Genomic DNA, 14,978 nt, shown 5'->3' with positions numbered 1-14,978 from the left:
TGCATGCCGAAGAAGTTCGCGACGCGAGCAAGCTTCGCGTCACTCCGTCCTGATGGTCTGGCGGATCAGGAGATCAGATGGTTCTTCTCGTGCGCTTGCTGGGCCACTGATCGGCTTCCCTGCTACGGCTCGGCAAGTTCGCTGTTCTTTGCCCGGCAATTCCCTGATAGCGGTTTGGAATTCCCTGTTATTTTCCACCCGCTGCTCGCCAGAGCCGCGCAAGTCTCGGATATTCCGGGAGTTTTGCGCAGATTTACACCTGAACGGGGCTCAGCGTTGTGAAATATTCGCTGTTACCAGAACGAGGTCAGCGTTACCGCTCGTCCGCGATCACCTTGCCGTCGTTCGGCAGCGCGCCGGGCCTCACCAATTCAACTTCGCCTCCGAGCTTCGTCACTGCGCGCAAGGTGCCTGCAATCTCCTCGCGCAACGCGTCGTTTGCGACCGCCGTCTCCGCTTTCAGCGTCATTGCATCGGCCTCGCCCTGGCGCGCGACGACGAGGCGTAATCTTCCGAGCGCGGGATGGCGGTTGCCGATCTCGGCGACCTGCTCCGGGCGGACGAACATGCCCTTGACCTTGGTGGTCTGGTCGGCGCGGCCCATCCAACCCTTGATGCGCATGTTGGTGCGCCCGCAGGGGCTGGTCCCCGGCAGTGCCGCGGTGAGGTCGCCGAGAGCGAGTCGGATCCAGGGATGGTGCGGGTCGAGCGAAGTCACGACGATCTCGCCGACGTCGCCGGACGCCACGGGATCGCCGGTGCCGGGCTTGACGATCTCCATGATCAGATCCTCGTTCACGACCATGCCGTCGCGCGCGCTCGTCTCGAAGGCGATGAGGCCGAGATCGGCGGTGCCAAAGGCCTGGTAGGCGTCGATGCCGCGCGTCTTGATCTCCGCCTGGAGCGAGGGCGGGAAGGCCGCGCCCGAGACCAGCGCGCGCTTGATCGAGGAGACGTCGCGTCCTGAGCTTGCGGCAGCATCGAGCAAGATCTTCAGGAAGTCCGGCGTGCCGCTGTAGCCGACGGGACGGTAGGCCTCGATCAGCTCGAATTGCTGCTCGGTATTCCCTGGACCGGCCGGGATCACGGCGCAACCGAGCGCGCGGGCCGACGCATCGAAGATGAAGCCGCCGGGAGTGAGATGATAGCTGAAGGTGTTGAGCACGATGTCGTCGGGCCGGAACCCGGCCGCGAACAGCGCCCGTGCGCCGCGCCACGGATCGGCCTGCCGCCCCTCCGGCTCGAAAATCGGCCCGGGGGAGGTGAAGAGGCGGGCGAACGAGCCGGGCGCCGCCGCGACGAACCCTCCGAACGGGGTGGAGGCCTTGTGCAGGGCCGGCAGTTCCGACTTGCGCAGCACTGGGAGGCCCGCCAATGCCGCCCTGGAGGTCACGGCAGCCGGATCCAGGCCTTTCAGCCGATCAGCATAGGCGGGCGCGGTCATCGCAGAGCGCAGCACGCCGGGCAGGCGGGCGAACAGATCGGCCTCGCGCGCGGCTTGCTCGCGCGTCTCGAGGGCGTCGTAATGGGCGGTCATGGCTGATCTTTCCGTGTTGGCATCCGTTGCGTGCCGCCGCCGGCATGGGTATCAGACGGCCATGGACGAGGTTTGAAGAGGACGCGATGGCGGACGAGGGAATCAGTGCGGCGGACGAGGCGTCGGACGTCGTGCCGCGCCTGAAGCGCCGCATCATCGACGAGGCGCTGCCGTTGTGGTCGACGGTCGGCTGGGACCATGGCGCGGGTGGTTTCATCGATCGGCTGCATCGTGACGGCACGGCGGACGTGACCGCGCCGCGCCGGGTATTCGTGCAGGCCCGCCAGATCTGGTGCTACGCCAAGGCTGCGCAGGTGGGCTGGTACCCTGAGGGGCGCGCCGTCGCACTGAAGGGCCTCGAGCATCTGCTCGCCAAGGCAAAGACGCCCGACGGCCGGCCCGGCTACGTGCACCGGCTGACGCCGGAGGGCGCGGTGCTGGACGCCCGCCGCGACGCCTACGACCACGCCTTCATCCTGTTTGCGCTCGCGGCCGTCTATGCGCTCGACCAGGACGCACAAATTCGCACCGAGATCGACGCGCTGCTCGCCTTCCTCGATGGCCATCTGCGCTCGCCGCACGGCGGCGTCCACGAAGGCCTTCCGGTCTCGCTGCCGCGCCGGCAGAACCCGCACATGCATCTGTTCGAGGCGATGATCGCGTGCTTCGACGCAACCCACGACTTGTCGTTCCAGAACCGTGCCGGCGAGTTCTTCGCGCTGTTCCTCGCCAATCTCTACGACAAGCGGACGCGCGCGCTCGGCGAATATTTCGAAGAGGACTGGTCGAAGATCGCGCCGGTCAGCGTCGAGCCCGGCCACCAGGCGGAATGGGTCTGGTTGCTGAAGGGGTTCGAACGCATCACGGGCTGCCCGACCGGACAGCGGCGCGCCGAGCTGCTGGAAACCGCGCTGCGCTATCGCGACGAGGCCACCGGCTGCCTGATCGACGAGGGTGACGACGCCGGCAACATTCGCCGCACTACGCGCCGGCTGTGGCCACAGACCGAGATTGCGAAGGCGTGGATCGCGCAGGCCGAATCCGGCGAGGCGGGCGCGGCGGACGAGGCGCGCGTGGCGCTGGCGCGGCTCGAACGGCATTATCTCAGCCATCCCGTGCGGGGCGGCTGGTACGACCAGTTCGAGCGCGACGGCAAATCGCTGATCGACACCATTCCTGCGTCGTCGTTGTATCATGTTCTCTGCGCAGTCACGGAAGCGGAACAGGTATTGGAAGGTTAAAGCCAGCGCTTGCGCCGCTTGAAGCTTTTGAGGTTCTTGAAGCTCTTGCGCTGGTCGCCGGCGCCGCCGAGGTAGAATTCCTTGACGTCCTCGTTGTCGCGCAATTCGTCCGCGGTGCCGTCGAGCACGACCTTGCCCTGCTCCATGATGTAGCCGTGGCTTGCCACCGACAGCGCGGCGCGGGCGTTCTGCTCGACCAGGAGAATGGTGACGCCGAGGTCACGGTTGATCTTGTGGATGATCGAGAACACCTCTTTCACCAGCAGAGGCGACAGGCCCATCGAGGGTTCGTCCATCAGGATCATCTTCGGGCGCGCCATCAGTGCGCGGCCGATCGCGAGCATCTGCTGTTCGCCGCCGGAGAGATAACCGGCAAGCCCGGTGCGCTCCTTCAGACGCGGGAAATAGTTGAAGACCATATCGAGATCGGCGCCGACCTCGCGGTCCCTGCGGGTGAAGGCGCCGAGCTTGAGATTTTCCAGCGAGGTCATGTCGGCGACGATGCGCCGGCCCTCCATCACCTGGAAGATGCCGCGGCGGACGATCTTGTCGGGGTCGATGCCGTTGATGCGCTCGCCCTCGAACAGGATCTCGCCGCGCGTGACTTCGCCGTCCTCGGTCTTGAGCAGCCCGGAGATAGCCTTCAGCGTCGTCGACTTGCCGGCGCCGTTGGCGCCGAGCAGCGCCACGATCGCGCCCTTGGGCACGTCGAGGCTGAGACCGCGCAGCACCAGGATGACGTCGTCATAGACGACCTCGATGTTGCGCACGGCAAGGAGAGGCGGTGCGGGTACGATGCCGGGGGAGGGACGAGCTGCTGTTTCGTGAATTTCGGTCATGCCTCATACTCCGCTGTCGTCGCCCGGCTTGACCGGGCGACCCAGTATTCCAGAGACGCCTGAGACTCACGGAGAGGCCCCGGCGTACTGGATCCCCCGCTCCAGTGCGCGCTGCGCACAAGGCGGGGGATGACATTTGTGTGTGAGGTGAGCGCTAAGCTCACCAGCCCAGCAATTCCGGCTTGCGCGGGAGCTCGACGGTCTTGACCTTCTCGAGCTTGATCGCGCCCTTGGCCATGAGGTCGTTGAGGTCGCCGTCGGTCGCTCCCGCAATCTTGGTGCGGTAGAGGTCGACCTTCAGCGTGCCGCGGTGGTCCTTGTCGGTCCAGGTCGAGGGATTACAGACGCCCTCCATTCCGGCCGGCACCCAGTCCTTCTTCTGGTAGAAGCCCTTGGCGACGTTCTCGCCGGTGGCGCCGCCGTTCTTGGCGGCCCAATCGATCGCCTCCTTCATGTAGAGCGCCGAGCACACCGCCGCGATGTAGTGCACCGGCCGATAGACCTTGCCGGTCGGGTCGGACATCTTCGAGATCTCCATCACCGTTTTCATGCCGGGCGCATCGCCGCCCCAGCTGACCGCGGTGCGCAGCGGGAAGATCACGCCGTCGGCGGCATCGCCTGCGGTCTTGGCGGCGTTCTCGTCCATGCCCCAGACATTGCCCATGAACTGGATGTCGACGCCGGCGGTCTTGCAGGCCTTCATCACCGAGATGTTGGACGCGGCGGTGTTGCCGAGATAGGCGTAGTTGGCGCCTGAGGATTTCAGGCTCAGGCACTGCGCGCTGTAGTCACCCGGCGCGAGCGCGAACACCAGCGGCGGCAGCACCTCGAAGCCGAGCTCCTGCGCCATGGCTTCGCCGGCGGCCTTCGGCGCGTTCGGATAAGGGTGGTTGGCCCCCATGTGGACGAATTTCGGCTTGCCGGACTTGCCCTTGGCCTTCCAGTCTTCGGCTGCCCACATCAGCATCGCGCGCAGCGAGTCCGAATAGCTCGGACCATAGAAGAAATTATAGGGCGCGGGCTTGGCCTTGCCGCTGACACCTTCGGGATCGGTGAGGGCGGCGGCGTAGGAGCCGGAGAGGTCGGGGATTTTATCTTGTGCGAGGAAGCCGGTCAGCGCCTCGGTGTCTGCCGTACCCCAGCCCATGATCGCCGCGACCTTGGAGTCCGGCGCCGACCACTTCTTGTAGAGTGCGATCGCGCGCGGCACCTGGTAGCCATAGTCGTTGGTGTCGACGTTGAGCTGCTTGCCGCCGACGCCGCCGTTCTTGTTGACCCAGGCGAAGGTGTCGGCGACGGCTTGGCCGTAGGGCGTGCCGACGTCGGACGTGCCGCCGGAATAATCGGCGAGATGCCCGATTGCGATCTGCGCCTGCGCGCCTGACGAGAATGCGGCGATCGCCAGCGCAAGTGACGCGGTGCTCAAAAGGGATTTAGTTTTCATTGGTTGCCTCCTCCTGTTTATTTGTTGGTTTGCGAGTTGCCCGCGCTCAATGCGAGAACGGGTAGAGTTTCCAGTACGCCTTGATCTGCCGCCAGCGATGGGCGAGCCCATCCGGCTCGAACATTAGGAACGCGATGATGATCACCCCGATCGCGATCTCGCGCAGGAAGGTGATGTTGTTGTTCAGCGACAGCGCCTTGTCGATCGCGCCGCCCTTCAGCGCCACGCTGAGGAACTCCATCGTCTCGGGCAGCAGCACCACGAACGCGGTACCCATCAGCGTGCCCATGATCGAACCGGTGCCGCCGATGATGATCATGGCCAGGAACAGGATCGAGCGTTCGATGCCGAAGCCCTCTTGCGACACCACGAGCTGGTAGTGTGCGTAGAGCGCGCCAGCGATGCCGGCGAAGAAGGCGGCGAGCCCAAATGACAACGTGCGATACTTGGTGAGATTGATGCCCATGATCTCCGCGGAGAGATAATGGTCGCGAATCGCCACCAGCGCGCGGCCGTCGCGGGTGCGCATCAGATTGGTGACGAGGACGTAGCTTGCAACCACGTAGGCGAGTACGACATAGAAATATTGCCTGTCGCCGCGCAGCGTGTAGCCGAAGATCGAAAACGGATTGGCGCTGGCCGGCACCGAGCCGCCGGTGAACCATTCGGCGCGGGAGAAGAAGTCGAGCAGGATGTATTGTGCTGCGAGCGTCGCGATCACGAGATAAAGCCCCTTCAGCCGCGCCGCCGGGATGCCGAAGATCAGCCCGACCAGCGCAGTGACGACGCCCGCGAGGGGGATCGCGAAGAACACCGGGATCGATGTGCTGTTGGAGATGTAGGCCGAGGTGAAGGCGCCGAGCAGGAAGAAAGCGGCATGGCCGATCGAAATTTGGCCGGTGAAGCCGACCAGGATGTTGAGGCCAAGCGCAGCAATCGAGAAGATGCCGATCTGGATCAGGATGCTGAGCCAATAGCCGCCAAGGAATTGCGGCACGAGACACAGCGCCAGCACGCCGGCGATCGCAAAATTGCGGCTGGTGGCGGTCGGGAAGATCGTGGTGTCGGCCGCGTAAGAGGTGCGGAAATCACCAGCAGGGATGAGGGCGGGGCCGGCCATGGATCAGATCCGTTCGATGTCGTGGGTGCCGAACAGGCCGTAGGGCTTGATCATCAGCACGATGATGAGGACGTAGAACGGCGCGATCTCGTAGAGATTGCCCCAGTGAAGGTATTCGCTGTCGACATATTGCGCGATGTTCTCGAGTAATCCGATGATGATGCCGCCGAGCACGGCACCGCCGACGGAATCGAGCCCGCCGAGGATCGCAGCCGGAAACACTTTGATCCCATAGGCGGCAAGGCCCGAGGATACGCCGTTCACGACCGCGACCACAACGCCTGCAACCGCCGACACCGTTGCGGAGATCGCCCAGGCCATCGCGAACACGCTTTTCACGGAAATGCCGAGCGATTGCGCGACCTGTTGGTTGAACGCAGTGGCGCGCATCGCAAGGCCGTACTTTGACGCGCGGAAGAACCAGGCCATGCCAATCATCATCGCGATCGAGACGACGAGGCTCATGACATAGACGGTCTGGATCTGGAGCCCGAGCAGGCTGACGGACTGGCTCTCGAACACGCGCGGGAACGGCTGCGGATTGACGCCGAACATCCATTTCAGCGTGGCCTGCAGCACGGTGGAGAGGCCGATCGTCACCATGATGACCGAGATGATGGGTTCGCCGATCATCGGTCGCAGGATCAGGACCTGCACCGCGATGCCGAACACGAACATGAACACCAGCGTCATCGGCATGCCGATCCAGAACGGCACCTGGTATTTCGCGAGCAAAGTCCAGCACACCCAGGCGCCGACAAGCAAGAGCTCGCCCTGCGCGAAATTGACGACCTGGCTAGCCTTGTAGATCAGCACAAACGACATCGCGACCACGCCATAGAGCGTGCCGACCACGAGGCCGTTGACCAGGAGCTGAATGAGGAAGGCGGTATTCATGAAGTGGTGCTCGCTGACAAATCCGGCGCGCTCTTCCCCTCTCCCCTTGTGGGAGAGAGTGGCTTCGCGAAGCGAAGACGGGTGAGGGGTTGTCTCAGCAATGAACGCGCGGAGAGAGGACCCCTCGCCGAAGTGAGGGTGGAGCGGGCTGCGGAGATGCCCTCTCCCACAAGGGGAGAGGGCGCAGCAATACGCATTGCACCTGTGATTGCCACGAAGTTCACTCCGCCGCCTCCGCCAAATGCCCCGGTCCGCCGAGATCCACCACTCGCAGCGTGGTCCGCACCCTTTGCGTGGTGCCGTCCTGGAAGCGGATCACGGTGTCCACGGGGATGTCGGCCTGGCCGCGGTAGATCGCGTCGATGATGCCTTCGTATTTCTCGTTGATGACGCTGCGGCGCACTTTCCGCGTGCGGGTGAGCTCGCCATCGTCGGCGTCGAGCTCCTTGTAGAGCAGCAGGAAGCGGGAGATGCGCTGTGCCGGTGGCAGAGTCGCGTTGACGGTCTCGACTTCCTTCTTGAGCAGCGCATAAACCTCGGGCCGTGAGGCCAGGTCGCTGTAGGTCGTAAACGAGAGCCGGTTCTTCTCCGCCCATTTCGAGATAATGGAGTAGCGGATGCAGATCATGGCGGCGAGCGCGTCGCGGCCTGCACCAAGCACCACGGCTTCCGCGATATAAGCCGAGAACTTCAACTTGTTCTCGATGAATTGCGGCGAGAAGCGGTCGCCGCGCGAGGTCTCGGCGAGATCCTTGATGCGGTCGATGACCACGAGCTGGCGATTCGCGTTGAAATAGCCGGCGTCGCCGGACAGCATCCAGCCATCCCTGAGGTCAGCGACGCTCGCCTCCGGGTTCTTGTAGTAGCCGAGGAACATGTTGGGATGCCGCACCACGATTTCGCCGACGCCGTGAACGTCGGCATTGTCGATGCGGATTTCGACGCTGTCGGCCATCGGCACGCCTGTCGTGTCGGGATCGACCTTGCCCGCGGGATGCAGCGTGTAGGCCCCCAGCAGCTCGGTCTGGCCGTAGAGCGTACGCAGCGGCACGCCCATGGCCTGGAAGAACTTGAAGGTCTCGGGCCCGAGTGCCGCGCCGCCGGTTGCGGCTGAACGCAGGCGGGTGAAGCCGAGGCGGTCGCGCAATGCACGGAACAGGATCGCGTCGGCAAAGCCGGAACGCTCGCCCCGTTCGAGCGCGGCAAGCCCGCTCTTCATGCCGATGTCGAACAGGCGCTGCTTGAACGGCGTTGCGTCCATCACCCTGGCGCGGACGTCGGCGGCGATTGATTCCCAAACGCGCGGTGCAAACAGGATGAACGTCGGTGCGATCTCACGCAGATCGTTCATCATGGTCTCGGGCTCTTCGACGAAGTTGATCTTCATCCGGCACAAGAGGCCTTTGCCCAGTACATAGACCTGCTCCATGATCCAGGGCAGCGGCAGCACCGACACGTATTCGTCGTCCGGCCCTTTCGGATCGAAAGCGAGGTATGTCGCGCAGTGGCCGAGCACGCGGCCGGCCGCGAGCATCGCGAGCTTTGGATGCGAGGTGGTGCCTGATGTCGTGCAGAGGATCGCGACGTCCTCGCCCTTGGTCGCGTCCACCAGCCGGTCGTAAAGTTCCGGCTCGCGCGTAGCCCGCGCCCGGCCGAGTTCGGCAAACGTCTCCGCCGACATCAAGCGCGGATCGTCGTATTTCCGCATGCCGCGCGGATCGGAATAGATGATGTGCTTCAGCTTTGGGACGCGGTCGGCCAGCGTAAGCAGCTTGTCGACCTGCTCCTCGTCCTCGGCGAAAACGAGCTGCGCCTCGCCATAATTGAGGAGATAAGAGGCTTCTTCGTCGAGCACGTCACGATATAGCCCGAGGCTCAAGCCTCCGATCGCGTGGGTTGCTATTTCCGCCGCGACCCAGTCCGGCCGGTTGTCGCCGATGATGCCGACGACATCTTCGCGCCCAAGGCCCAGTTCGATCAGGCCGAGCGCGAAGTCGCGCACCCGCGTCTGGTAGGCGTTCCAGGTGAACGGGCGCCACAGCCCGAGATCCTTCTCGCGCAACGCGATCTCGTTGCCGTACTCCTTCGCATTGAGCCGGAGCATCTTCGGATAGGTGTCGGCCTGCGCGACGCGGCCTGCGTAATCCATCATGCCGCGCTCTCCTGCGCCGGCGGAGCATCGTCAGGATCGACCAGCACCTCGTCCTCTTCGCCGAGATAGGCGCGCCTGACGTGGGGATCGGCGAGCACGGCGGCCGGATCGCCCTCGGCGATCTTGCGGCCGAAATCCAGCACCATGACGCGGTGGGAGATGTCCATTACCACGCCCATGTCGTGCTCGATCATCACCACGGTCATGCCGAACTCCTCGTTGAGATCGACGATGTAGCGGGCCATGTCCTCCTTCTCCTCGAAGTTCATGCCGGCCATCGGCTCGTCGAGGAGAATGAGGCGTGGCTCCAGTGCCATGGCGCGCGCGAGTTCCACGCGCTTGCGCAGACCATAGGAGAGGGTGCCGGCCGGCGCCTTTCGCACCGATTGGAGATCGAGGAAATCGATGATCTCCTCGACCTTGCGGCGGTGCTCGAGCTCTTCCTTGCGCGCGCCGGTGAGCCAGTACAGCGAGCCCGTGAGAAAATTGTTCTTCAGGAGGTGATGGCGGCCGACCATGATATTGTCGAGCACGCTCATGTGGTGGAACAGCGCCAGGTTCTGAAAGGTGCGGCCGATGCCGAGCGAAGCGCGCGCGTTGGGCGTCAGGCCGGTGATGTCGCGGCCCTGGTAGAACAGCTGGCCTTCGGTCGGCTTGTAGCGGCCGGAAATACAGTTCACGATCGAGGTCTTGCCGGCACCGTTGGGGCCGATGATCGAGAACAACTCGCCTTCCCTGATGGCGAAGCCGACATCGGTCAGCGCACGAACGCCGCCGAATCGCAAGGACACGCCGCGCACTTCAAGACTGGTAGCCACCAAACAGATCCCTCCCGGTGATGGCGCATTCAGTGGCGCTCTTCGTCCGTTCTGTCGGGCGATCCTAGTACGGCCGTGCCGGTGAGGCCATGCAGCAGATGGTCTCGACCGGAGCCGCGCCGCTCTCGTTCCCGTTTGGGATCAAAAGCCGCATCGCCCGAGGTGGTCCTCAATAGGGGAAAGCGCTATTTTGAAATGTCTCCCGCCTGACAATTCTGCGACAAAGTTTTTTGGGCGCTCGCAGCCTCCATCTTTCGTCTGATGGTAGCCGAGACGATCATGCTGCATTGCAGCAGAACAGGAGTGACGAACGGTGCGGCGGGCTTCGGGTTCATGATTTCAGAGGATCAATTGAAGCGCGTCGCTGCCTGGTCGCGCGAGCTCACGCAAGCGGAGATCGAGGTCGCTCGTGCCGGGATCACGGAGCGGTCCTACGGCACCGGCGAAACCGTCTTCATGCGCGGCGACACGTTCGACTATTGGGCCGGCATGGTCTTTGGGCTTGCCCGGATGGGCGGGGTCTCGCGCGACGGCAAGGAGACGAGTCTTGCCGGGCTGACGGCGGGGGCCTGGTTCGGCGAGGGCAGCGTGCTCAAGAACGAGCCGCGCCGCTATGACGTCGTCGCGCTGCGCAACAGCCGCGTCGCGCTGATGGAACGCAGCGCCTTCATGTGGCTGTTCGAGAACAGCGTCGGCTTCAACCGCTTCCTGGTTCGCCAGCTCAACGAGCGGCTCGGCCAGTTCATCGGCATGCTCGAGGTCAACCGCACGCTGGATGCCACCGCGCGGCTCGCTCGCAGCATCGCCTCGCTGTTCAATCCGATCCTCTATCCGGAATCCACCGCGCATCTGGAGATCACCCAGGAAGAGATCGGCGCGCTTTCCGGCATGTCCCGCCAGAATGCCAACCGCGCGCTGAACCGGCTGGAGAAAGAGGGCTTGCTCCGGCTGGAGTATGGCGGCGTCACGATCCTCGATATCGAGCGGTTGCGCGGTTACGGGGATTAGCGCCCATTGGCGGGGGCGTGCACCGGCCAGAGGTCAGCGCGCCAGCGCACCGCGATCGCCATCATTGCGATGAACCCCGAGACGGCATAGAGCGACCCCGTCGCGGAATAGCCGATGATGTCGATCAGGCTGCCGGCCGCGAGGAGCCCAATCGGCAGGCCGTAGATCACCATCATGCGCACGCCCATGACGCGGCCGCGAAGATGTGCGCTGGCCGTCCGCATCAGGATCACGGCAGCCGATATCATCGACATGCTCTGGGCGATGCCGGCGAGCACGAGGCAGGCCATCGCCACCGGCATGGTCCTGATCTCGACGAACACCAGCAGCATGGCGTACCAGGCCAGCGTCGCGCCGATCAGGAGCCGGGCAATGCGCACTCCGCTGACAAGGCTGAGCGTGATGGAGCCGATCAGCGAGCCGACGGCGAAGCTCGCGGAGAGATAACCGAGGCCGGTCTGGTCGGTGTGAAAGATATCCCGCGCGATGTAGGGCAGCAACCCGCCGGTGAAAGGAAATGCGGTCAGGTTGGCCAGGAAGGCGACGCATAGCGCCGCGCGCATCCCCGCGCCATTCCAGGCGTAGACGATCCCTTCCTTCAGATCGCCCAGCAATCTCGAAACGGCGCGGCCGTCTGCCGGAAGATCAGTTGTGGCAATGGTCCGTTCCGGCCGGGTCAGGCAGAGCATGAGCAGCGCGGCCAGGAAATAGAGGCAGACGATCACCACGTAAACGAGGCCAATACCGAGGACGGCAAATAGCCCCGCGCCTGTCAACGCGCCGGCGATGCGCGCGCTGTCCTGGGTCGTGCGCGCAACGCTGATGGCGCCCACCAATTGCTCGCTCGGCATGATCTCGGCAAGCAGCGCGCCGCGAACGCCGAGATCCGAGGGGCGAATCAGGCCCATGATTGCGACGATGATCATGACGCCTGGCGGGGTCAGATGACCGGTCAGTGCCAGAGTCATGATGGTCGACGCGAGCACCATATAGGCAAGACGCATCGCGACCAGGAGATCGCGATGACCCATGCGGTCACCGATCATGCCGAACACCGGCGCCACCAATGTCCCGACGAACTGGAGCGATGCGAGCACGGTGAGCAGCAGCACCGAGCCGGTCTCGACCATGATGTACCAGCCGAGCACCAGCGTCTCGATCTCGAATGCCCAGGAGGTGAGCAGGTCGGACGGCCACTGGAAACGATAATTGCGGATACGAAATGGCGCGAGCGCGGAGGGGCGTGCAGGTGTGCTCAAGGCGCGATGGCGCGTATCACGGCGATTCCCTTGCCTTGTTATTTCTTCTTCTGTGCGAGACCGTAGCGCCGGTGACGCTTGTGTCAATCGGGGGCAGCTGCAGGCCGCTCCCGCGCTCTGCTCCTAGCTCGCAGCGGTTCTCGATTTCCGCTCCAGGAGCGCAGTGGCCATCGCCGAGATCAGCGGTCGCATGAAGTAGGCTTCATCGGCAGGCGAGACGTCGGTCCGCAGGCCGTGCGCCGCGAGCTCGCCCGAGACAGCAGGTCCCACTGACGCGATCAGCGTCCGCTCCAGGCCTGCGCGCAGCTTCGCCTCGCTGCCATGTGCCTTCGCGGCCTCAATCAGGCGGCGCACCTGGCCAAGATTGGTCAGCGCGATCGAATCGATTCGCCCGGCGGCCATCTCGTCGATCGCGGTGACGATGTTGGCATCCGCCGCCTTGGAATCGTAAGCATAAGGCAGCACGGCATCGACCTCGGCACCTTGCGCGGCAAGCGCATCGGTCAGCGCATTGTGATCCTTGTCGGGATAGAGCTGAAGGCCGAGGCGGTGCCCCTTCAGATCGAGCTTGCCGAGCATCTCGATCACGCCCTCGGTGGTCGGCTTCTCTGTGGTCTGCTGCGCCTCGAGTCCGATTTCGCGCAGTGCCTTGCCGGGCTTGGGGCCGCGGGTGAACTTTCGTGATCTGGCAAGCGCCGCCACGAGAGCCTGGTCGAGCCCTCGCGCGATGGCGCGCTTCATGATCCGCCGCAGCCCTTCGCCGGTCATCAACACGAGGTCGTCGAAGGGCTTGTCGATGGCGCGGCGGATCCAGGCCTCGACCGGGGCGGGGTCTGGTGCATCCTGGATGGTGAACATCGGGCATTGCACGACCTCGGCGCCTTGCTCGGCCAGCAACTTCGAAAACTGCGCCTCCTCGCGCGTTTCCAGGATCAGGATTCGGGTGCCGTTCAAGCGGTCGGCCATGAGCCTACTCCGGTCAGTCAAAGCAATCGTACGTTCATCCTGACTCCACCGTCGGGATTGGCGCAAGGTGGGGTCGGTGATAGAGCAGGGCGCAAATCGCGGGGCGTTCCGCAGCCGCTGCCCAAACCTTCATCAAGGCCCATGCCCGATCATCAATATGTCCTGACCCTGTCCTGTCCGGATCGTCCCGGCATCGTCTCGGCGGTGTCGACCTTCCTGGCGAATTCCGGACAGAACATCCTCGACGCCCAACAGTTCGACGACACCGAGACCAACAAGTTCTTCATGCGGGTGGTGTTCACCGCCGCCGATCTCGCCGTGGAGCTGTCGGCGCTCCAGACCGGCTTTACCGCGATCGCCGAGCGTTTCGGCATGGAATGGCAGATGCGCGATCGGGCCGCGCATCGCAAGGTGATGCTGCTGGTGTCGAAGTCCGATCACTGCCTGGTCGACATCCTCTATCGCTGGCGGACCGGCGAGCTGCCGATGACTTTGGTCGCAATCGTCTCCAACCACCCGCGCGAGGTCTATGACGGGCTCGATTTCGGCGGGGTTCCGTTCCACTATCTGCCTGTTGCGAAGGAGACCAAGCGCGAGCAGGAGGCGCAGATCCTCGATCTCGTCGCCAAGACCGGAACCGATCTCGTCGTGCTCGCCCGCTATATGCAGATATTGTCCGACGATCTCTCGGCAAATCTGTCGGGACGCTGCATCAACATTCACCACTCGTTCCTGCCGGGTTTCAAGGGCGCAAAACCCTATCACCAGGCTCATGAGCGTGGCGTCAAGCTGATCGGCGCCACCGCGCACTACGTCACGAGCGACCTCGACGAGGGCCCGATCATCGACCAGGACGTCGAGCGCATCAGCCATCGGGACACGCCTGAGGATCTCGTCCGCAAGGGCCGCGACATCGAGCGCCGCGTGCTGGCGCGCGCGATCCGCTACCATCTCAACGACCGCGTCATCCTCAACGGCCGCAAGACCGTGGTGTTCGTGGACTGAACTCACTTCTCACCGCAGGCGGCGAGGGGGCACGACTTAACGCACCGCAGCGCCGGACGCTGAGCCCGTTGCGCCCTTTTGCGCCTGCTCCTCCTTTTCGCGATCCGCTGCCGGCATCAGCCGCTTGCGCTCGCGCTCCTTCATGAAGGCATCGTATTGCGGCGTGCCCGCCCGCGGCGGGGCGTCCGCCGGCAAGCCGCCGGCCCATTGCGGGACGTAGTCGCCCATGCCGGACGAGAGCTTTTCGTTGACGGTGCCGCAGCCGGACAGGCCCGCGGAGAGCGCGAGGAGGATCAGGAGGGAACGGGCGGATCTGGGCATTGTACGGAGGCGAGGTCAGCGTGTTGGACGCCAGGTCAGGCTGTCGTCGGGAGAGTAGCCTTCAACAGGTAAAATAGACTTATTCGAGGTAGGTAATTTGGTACCAGAGGCTACCTACTCAGACCTTGCCGATGTTCAAATTCTGCAAACAAAAGACCAAATCCTCCATGCACCCGGCCGGCGGCGCTTCTAGACTGCGGCAACGTCTCGCGACAGAGTGGTTTGGTCGGAGATGGGGCTTTTTCGTTGACAGGTCCATTTTGTTTGTACAATCGTACAAATGATGGCGACCAGGATCACGATACCGGGGTTACCCGGACGTGACCCGGTATCGCTTCTGCCGTTGGCAATCGGAAGGCTCGGCTTGCGCC

The 14,978-nt window shown here is 63.9% G+C and carries 13 protein-coding genes; 3 read left to right on the top strand and 10 right to left on the bottom strand.

What is annotated here, in order from left to right; all coding sequences use genetic code 11:
* Positions 1 to 313: 313 nt before the first annotated feature.
* The gene (locus tag IVA75_RS15150; protein WP_247290203.1) at positions 314 to 1,537 is read right to left on the bottom strand and encodes an AMP-binding protein; all 1,224 of its coding nucleotides are present in this window, start codon (positions 1,535 to 1,537) and stop codon (positions 314 to 316) included.
* Between the two features lie 86 nt (positions 1,538 to 1,623).
* Between IVA75_RS15150 and IVA75_RS15145 the strand changes: the two genes are divergently transcribed.
* Complete coding sequence (locus tag IVA75_RS15145) at positions 1,624 to 2,778, top strand: AGE family epimerase/isomerase (protein WP_247290202.1); 1,155 nt, start codon at positions 1,624 to 1,626, stop codon at positions 2,776 to 2,778.
* Here IVA75_RS15145 and IVA75_RS15140 read toward each other — a convergent pair.
* From IVA75_RS15140 to IVA75_RS15115, 6 genes are all read right to left on the bottom strand, one after another.
* Positions 2,775 to 3,617: an ABC transporter ATP-binding protein gene (locus tag IVA75_RS15140; RefSeq protein WP_247290200.1), complete on the bottom strand. Its 843-nt coding sequence runs from the start codon at positions 3,615 to 3,617 to the stop codon at positions 2,775 to 2,777. The genes IVA75_RS15145 and IVA75_RS15140 overlap by 4 nt on opposite strands.
* A gap of 160 nt (positions 3,618 to 3,777) precedes the next feature.
* Positions 3,778 to 5,061, bottom strand: a complete 1,284-nt coding sequence (locus tag IVA75_RS15135) for an ABC transporter substrate-binding protein (protein ID WP_247290198.1) — start codon at positions 5,059 to 5,061, stop codon at positions 3,778 to 3,780.
* 46 nt (positions 5,062 to 5,107) lie between these two features.
* Entirely contained in the window at positions 5,108 to 6,181 is a 1,074-nt protein-coding gene (locus tag IVA75_RS15130; RefSeq protein ID WP_027519026.1) for a branched-chain amino acid ABC transporter permease, read from the bottom strand.
* A gap of 3 nt (positions 6,182 to 6,184) precedes the next feature.
* Positions 6,185 to 7,078, bottom strand: coding sequence for a branched-chain amino acid ABC transporter permease (locus IVA75_RS15125; RefSeq protein WP_027519025.1), 894 nt, complete (start codon positions 7,076 to 7,078; stop codon positions 6,185 to 6,187).
* Between the two features lie 220 nt (positions 7,079 to 7,298).
* The gene (locus IVA75_RS15120; RefSeq protein WP_247290196.1) at positions 7,299 to 9,230 is read right to left on the bottom strand and encodes a long-chain fatty acid--CoA ligase; all 1,932 of its coding nucleotides are present in this window, start codon (positions 9,228 to 9,230) and stop codon (positions 7,299 to 7,301) included.
* Entirely contained in the window at positions 9,227 to 10,048 is an 822-nt protein-coding gene (locus tag IVA75_RS15115; protein WP_007601963.1) for an ABC transporter ATP-binding protein, read from the bottom strand. The genes IVA75_RS15120 and IVA75_RS15115 overlap by 4 nt, the downstream gene beginning before the upstream one ends.
* 333 nt (positions 10,049 to 10,381) lie before the next feature.
* Here IVA75_RS15115 and IVA75_RS15110 point away from each other — a divergent pair, with 333 nt between their 5' ends.
* Complete coding sequence (locus IVA75_RS15110; protein ID WP_106946375.1) at positions 10,382 to 11,056, top strand: Crp/Fnr family transcriptional regulator; 675 nt, start codon at positions 10,382 to 10,384, stop codon at positions 11,054 to 11,056.
* Here IVA75_RS15110 and IVA75_RS15105 read toward each other — a convergent pair.
* Together IVA75_RS15105 and IVA75_RS15100 are read right to left on the bottom strand one after the other, a co-directional pair.
* A complete protein-coding gene (locus IVA75_RS15105) occupies positions 11,053 to 12,315 on the bottom strand; it encodes an MFS transporter (protein ID WP_247290194.1) in 1,263 nt (420 codons plus the stop codon). The two genes, IVA75_RS15110 and IVA75_RS15105, sit on opposite strands and share 4 nt — an antisense overlap.
* A gap of 123 nt (positions 12,316 to 12,438) precedes the next feature.
* Positions 12,439 to 13,281: a uroporphyrinogen-III synthase gene (locus IVA75_RS15100; RefSeq protein WP_247290192.1), complete on the bottom strand. Its 843-nt coding sequence runs from the start codon at positions 13,279 to 13,281 to the stop codon at positions 12,439 to 12,441.
* A gap of 141 nt (positions 13,282 to 13,422) precedes the next feature.
* On the opposite strand from IVA75_RS15100, the gene purU reads away from it, so the two are divergent.
* Positions 13,423 to 14,286, top strand: coding sequence for a formyltetrahydrofolate deformylase (gene purU, locus IVA75_RS15095; protein WP_247290190.1), 864 nt, complete (start codon positions 13,423 to 13,425; stop codon positions 14,284 to 14,286).
* Positions 14,287 to 14,322: 36 nt separating this feature from the next.
* Here the strand turns inward: purU and IVA75_RS15090 are convergent, their stop codons facing one another.
* Positions 14,323 to 14,607, bottom strand: coding sequence for a hypothetical protein (locus tag IVA75_RS15090; protein WP_247290188.1), 285 nt, complete (start codon positions 14,605 to 14,607; stop codon positions 14,323 to 14,325).
* Positions 14,608 to 14,978 lie beyond the last annotated feature (371 nt).

It is taken from the genome of Bradyrhizobium sp. 134, assembly GCF_023074155.1.
GTDB lineage: Bacteria > Pseudomonadota > Alphaproteobacteria > Rhizobiales > Xanthobacteraceae > Bradyrhizobium.
The sequence above is the reverse complement of the archived record's forward strand: the minus strand, read 5'-3'. Positions and strand labels throughout refer to the sequence as shown.

Bases quoted from the DNA above. Each gene is read 5' to 3' on its own strand.
- IVA75_RS15150 (WP_247290203.1), bottom strand. From the start codon at position 1,537: ATGACCGCCCATTACGACGCCCTCGAGACGCGCGAGCAAGCCGCGCGC.
- IVA75_RS15145 (WP_247290202.1), top strand. From the start codon at position 1,624: ATGGCGGACGAGGGAATCAGTGCGGCGGACGAGGCGTCGGACGTCGTG.
- IVA75_RS15140 (WP_247290200.1), bottom strand. From the start codon at position 3,617: ATGACCGAAATTCACGAAACAGCAGCTCGTCCCTCCCCCGGCATCGTA.
- IVA75_RS15135 (WP_247290198.1), bottom strand. From the start codon at position 5,061: ATGAAAACTAAATCCCTTTTGAGCACCGCGTCACTTGCGCTGGCGATC.
- IVA75_RS15130 (WP_027519026.1), bottom strand. From the start codon at position 6,181: ATGGCCGGCCCCGCCCTCATCCCTGCTGGTGATTTCCGCACCTCTTAC.
- IVA75_RS15125 (WP_027519025.1), bottom strand. From the start codon at position 7,078: ATGAATACCGCCTTCCTCATTCAGCTCCTGGTCAACGGCCTCGTGGTC.
- IVA75_RS15120 (WP_247290196.1), bottom strand. From the start codon at position 9,230: ATGATGGATTACGCAGGCCGCGTCGCGCAGGCCGACACCTATCCGAAG.
- IVA75_RS15110 (WP_106946375.1), top strand. From the start codon at position 10,382: ATGATTTCAGAGGATCAATTGAAGCGCGTCGCTGCCTGGTCGCGCGAG.
- IVA75_RS15100 (WP_247290192.1), bottom strand. From the start codon at position 13,281: ATGGCCGACCGCTTGAACGGCACCCGAATCCTGATCCTGGAAACGCGC.
- purU (WP_247290190.1), top strand. From the start codon at position 13,423: ATGCCCGATCATCAATATGTCCTGACCCTGTCCTGTCCGGATCGTCCC.
- IVA75_RS15090 (WP_247290188.1), bottom strand. From the start codon at position 14,607: ATGCCCAGATCCGCCCGTTCCCTCCTGATCCTCCTCGCGCTCTCCGCG.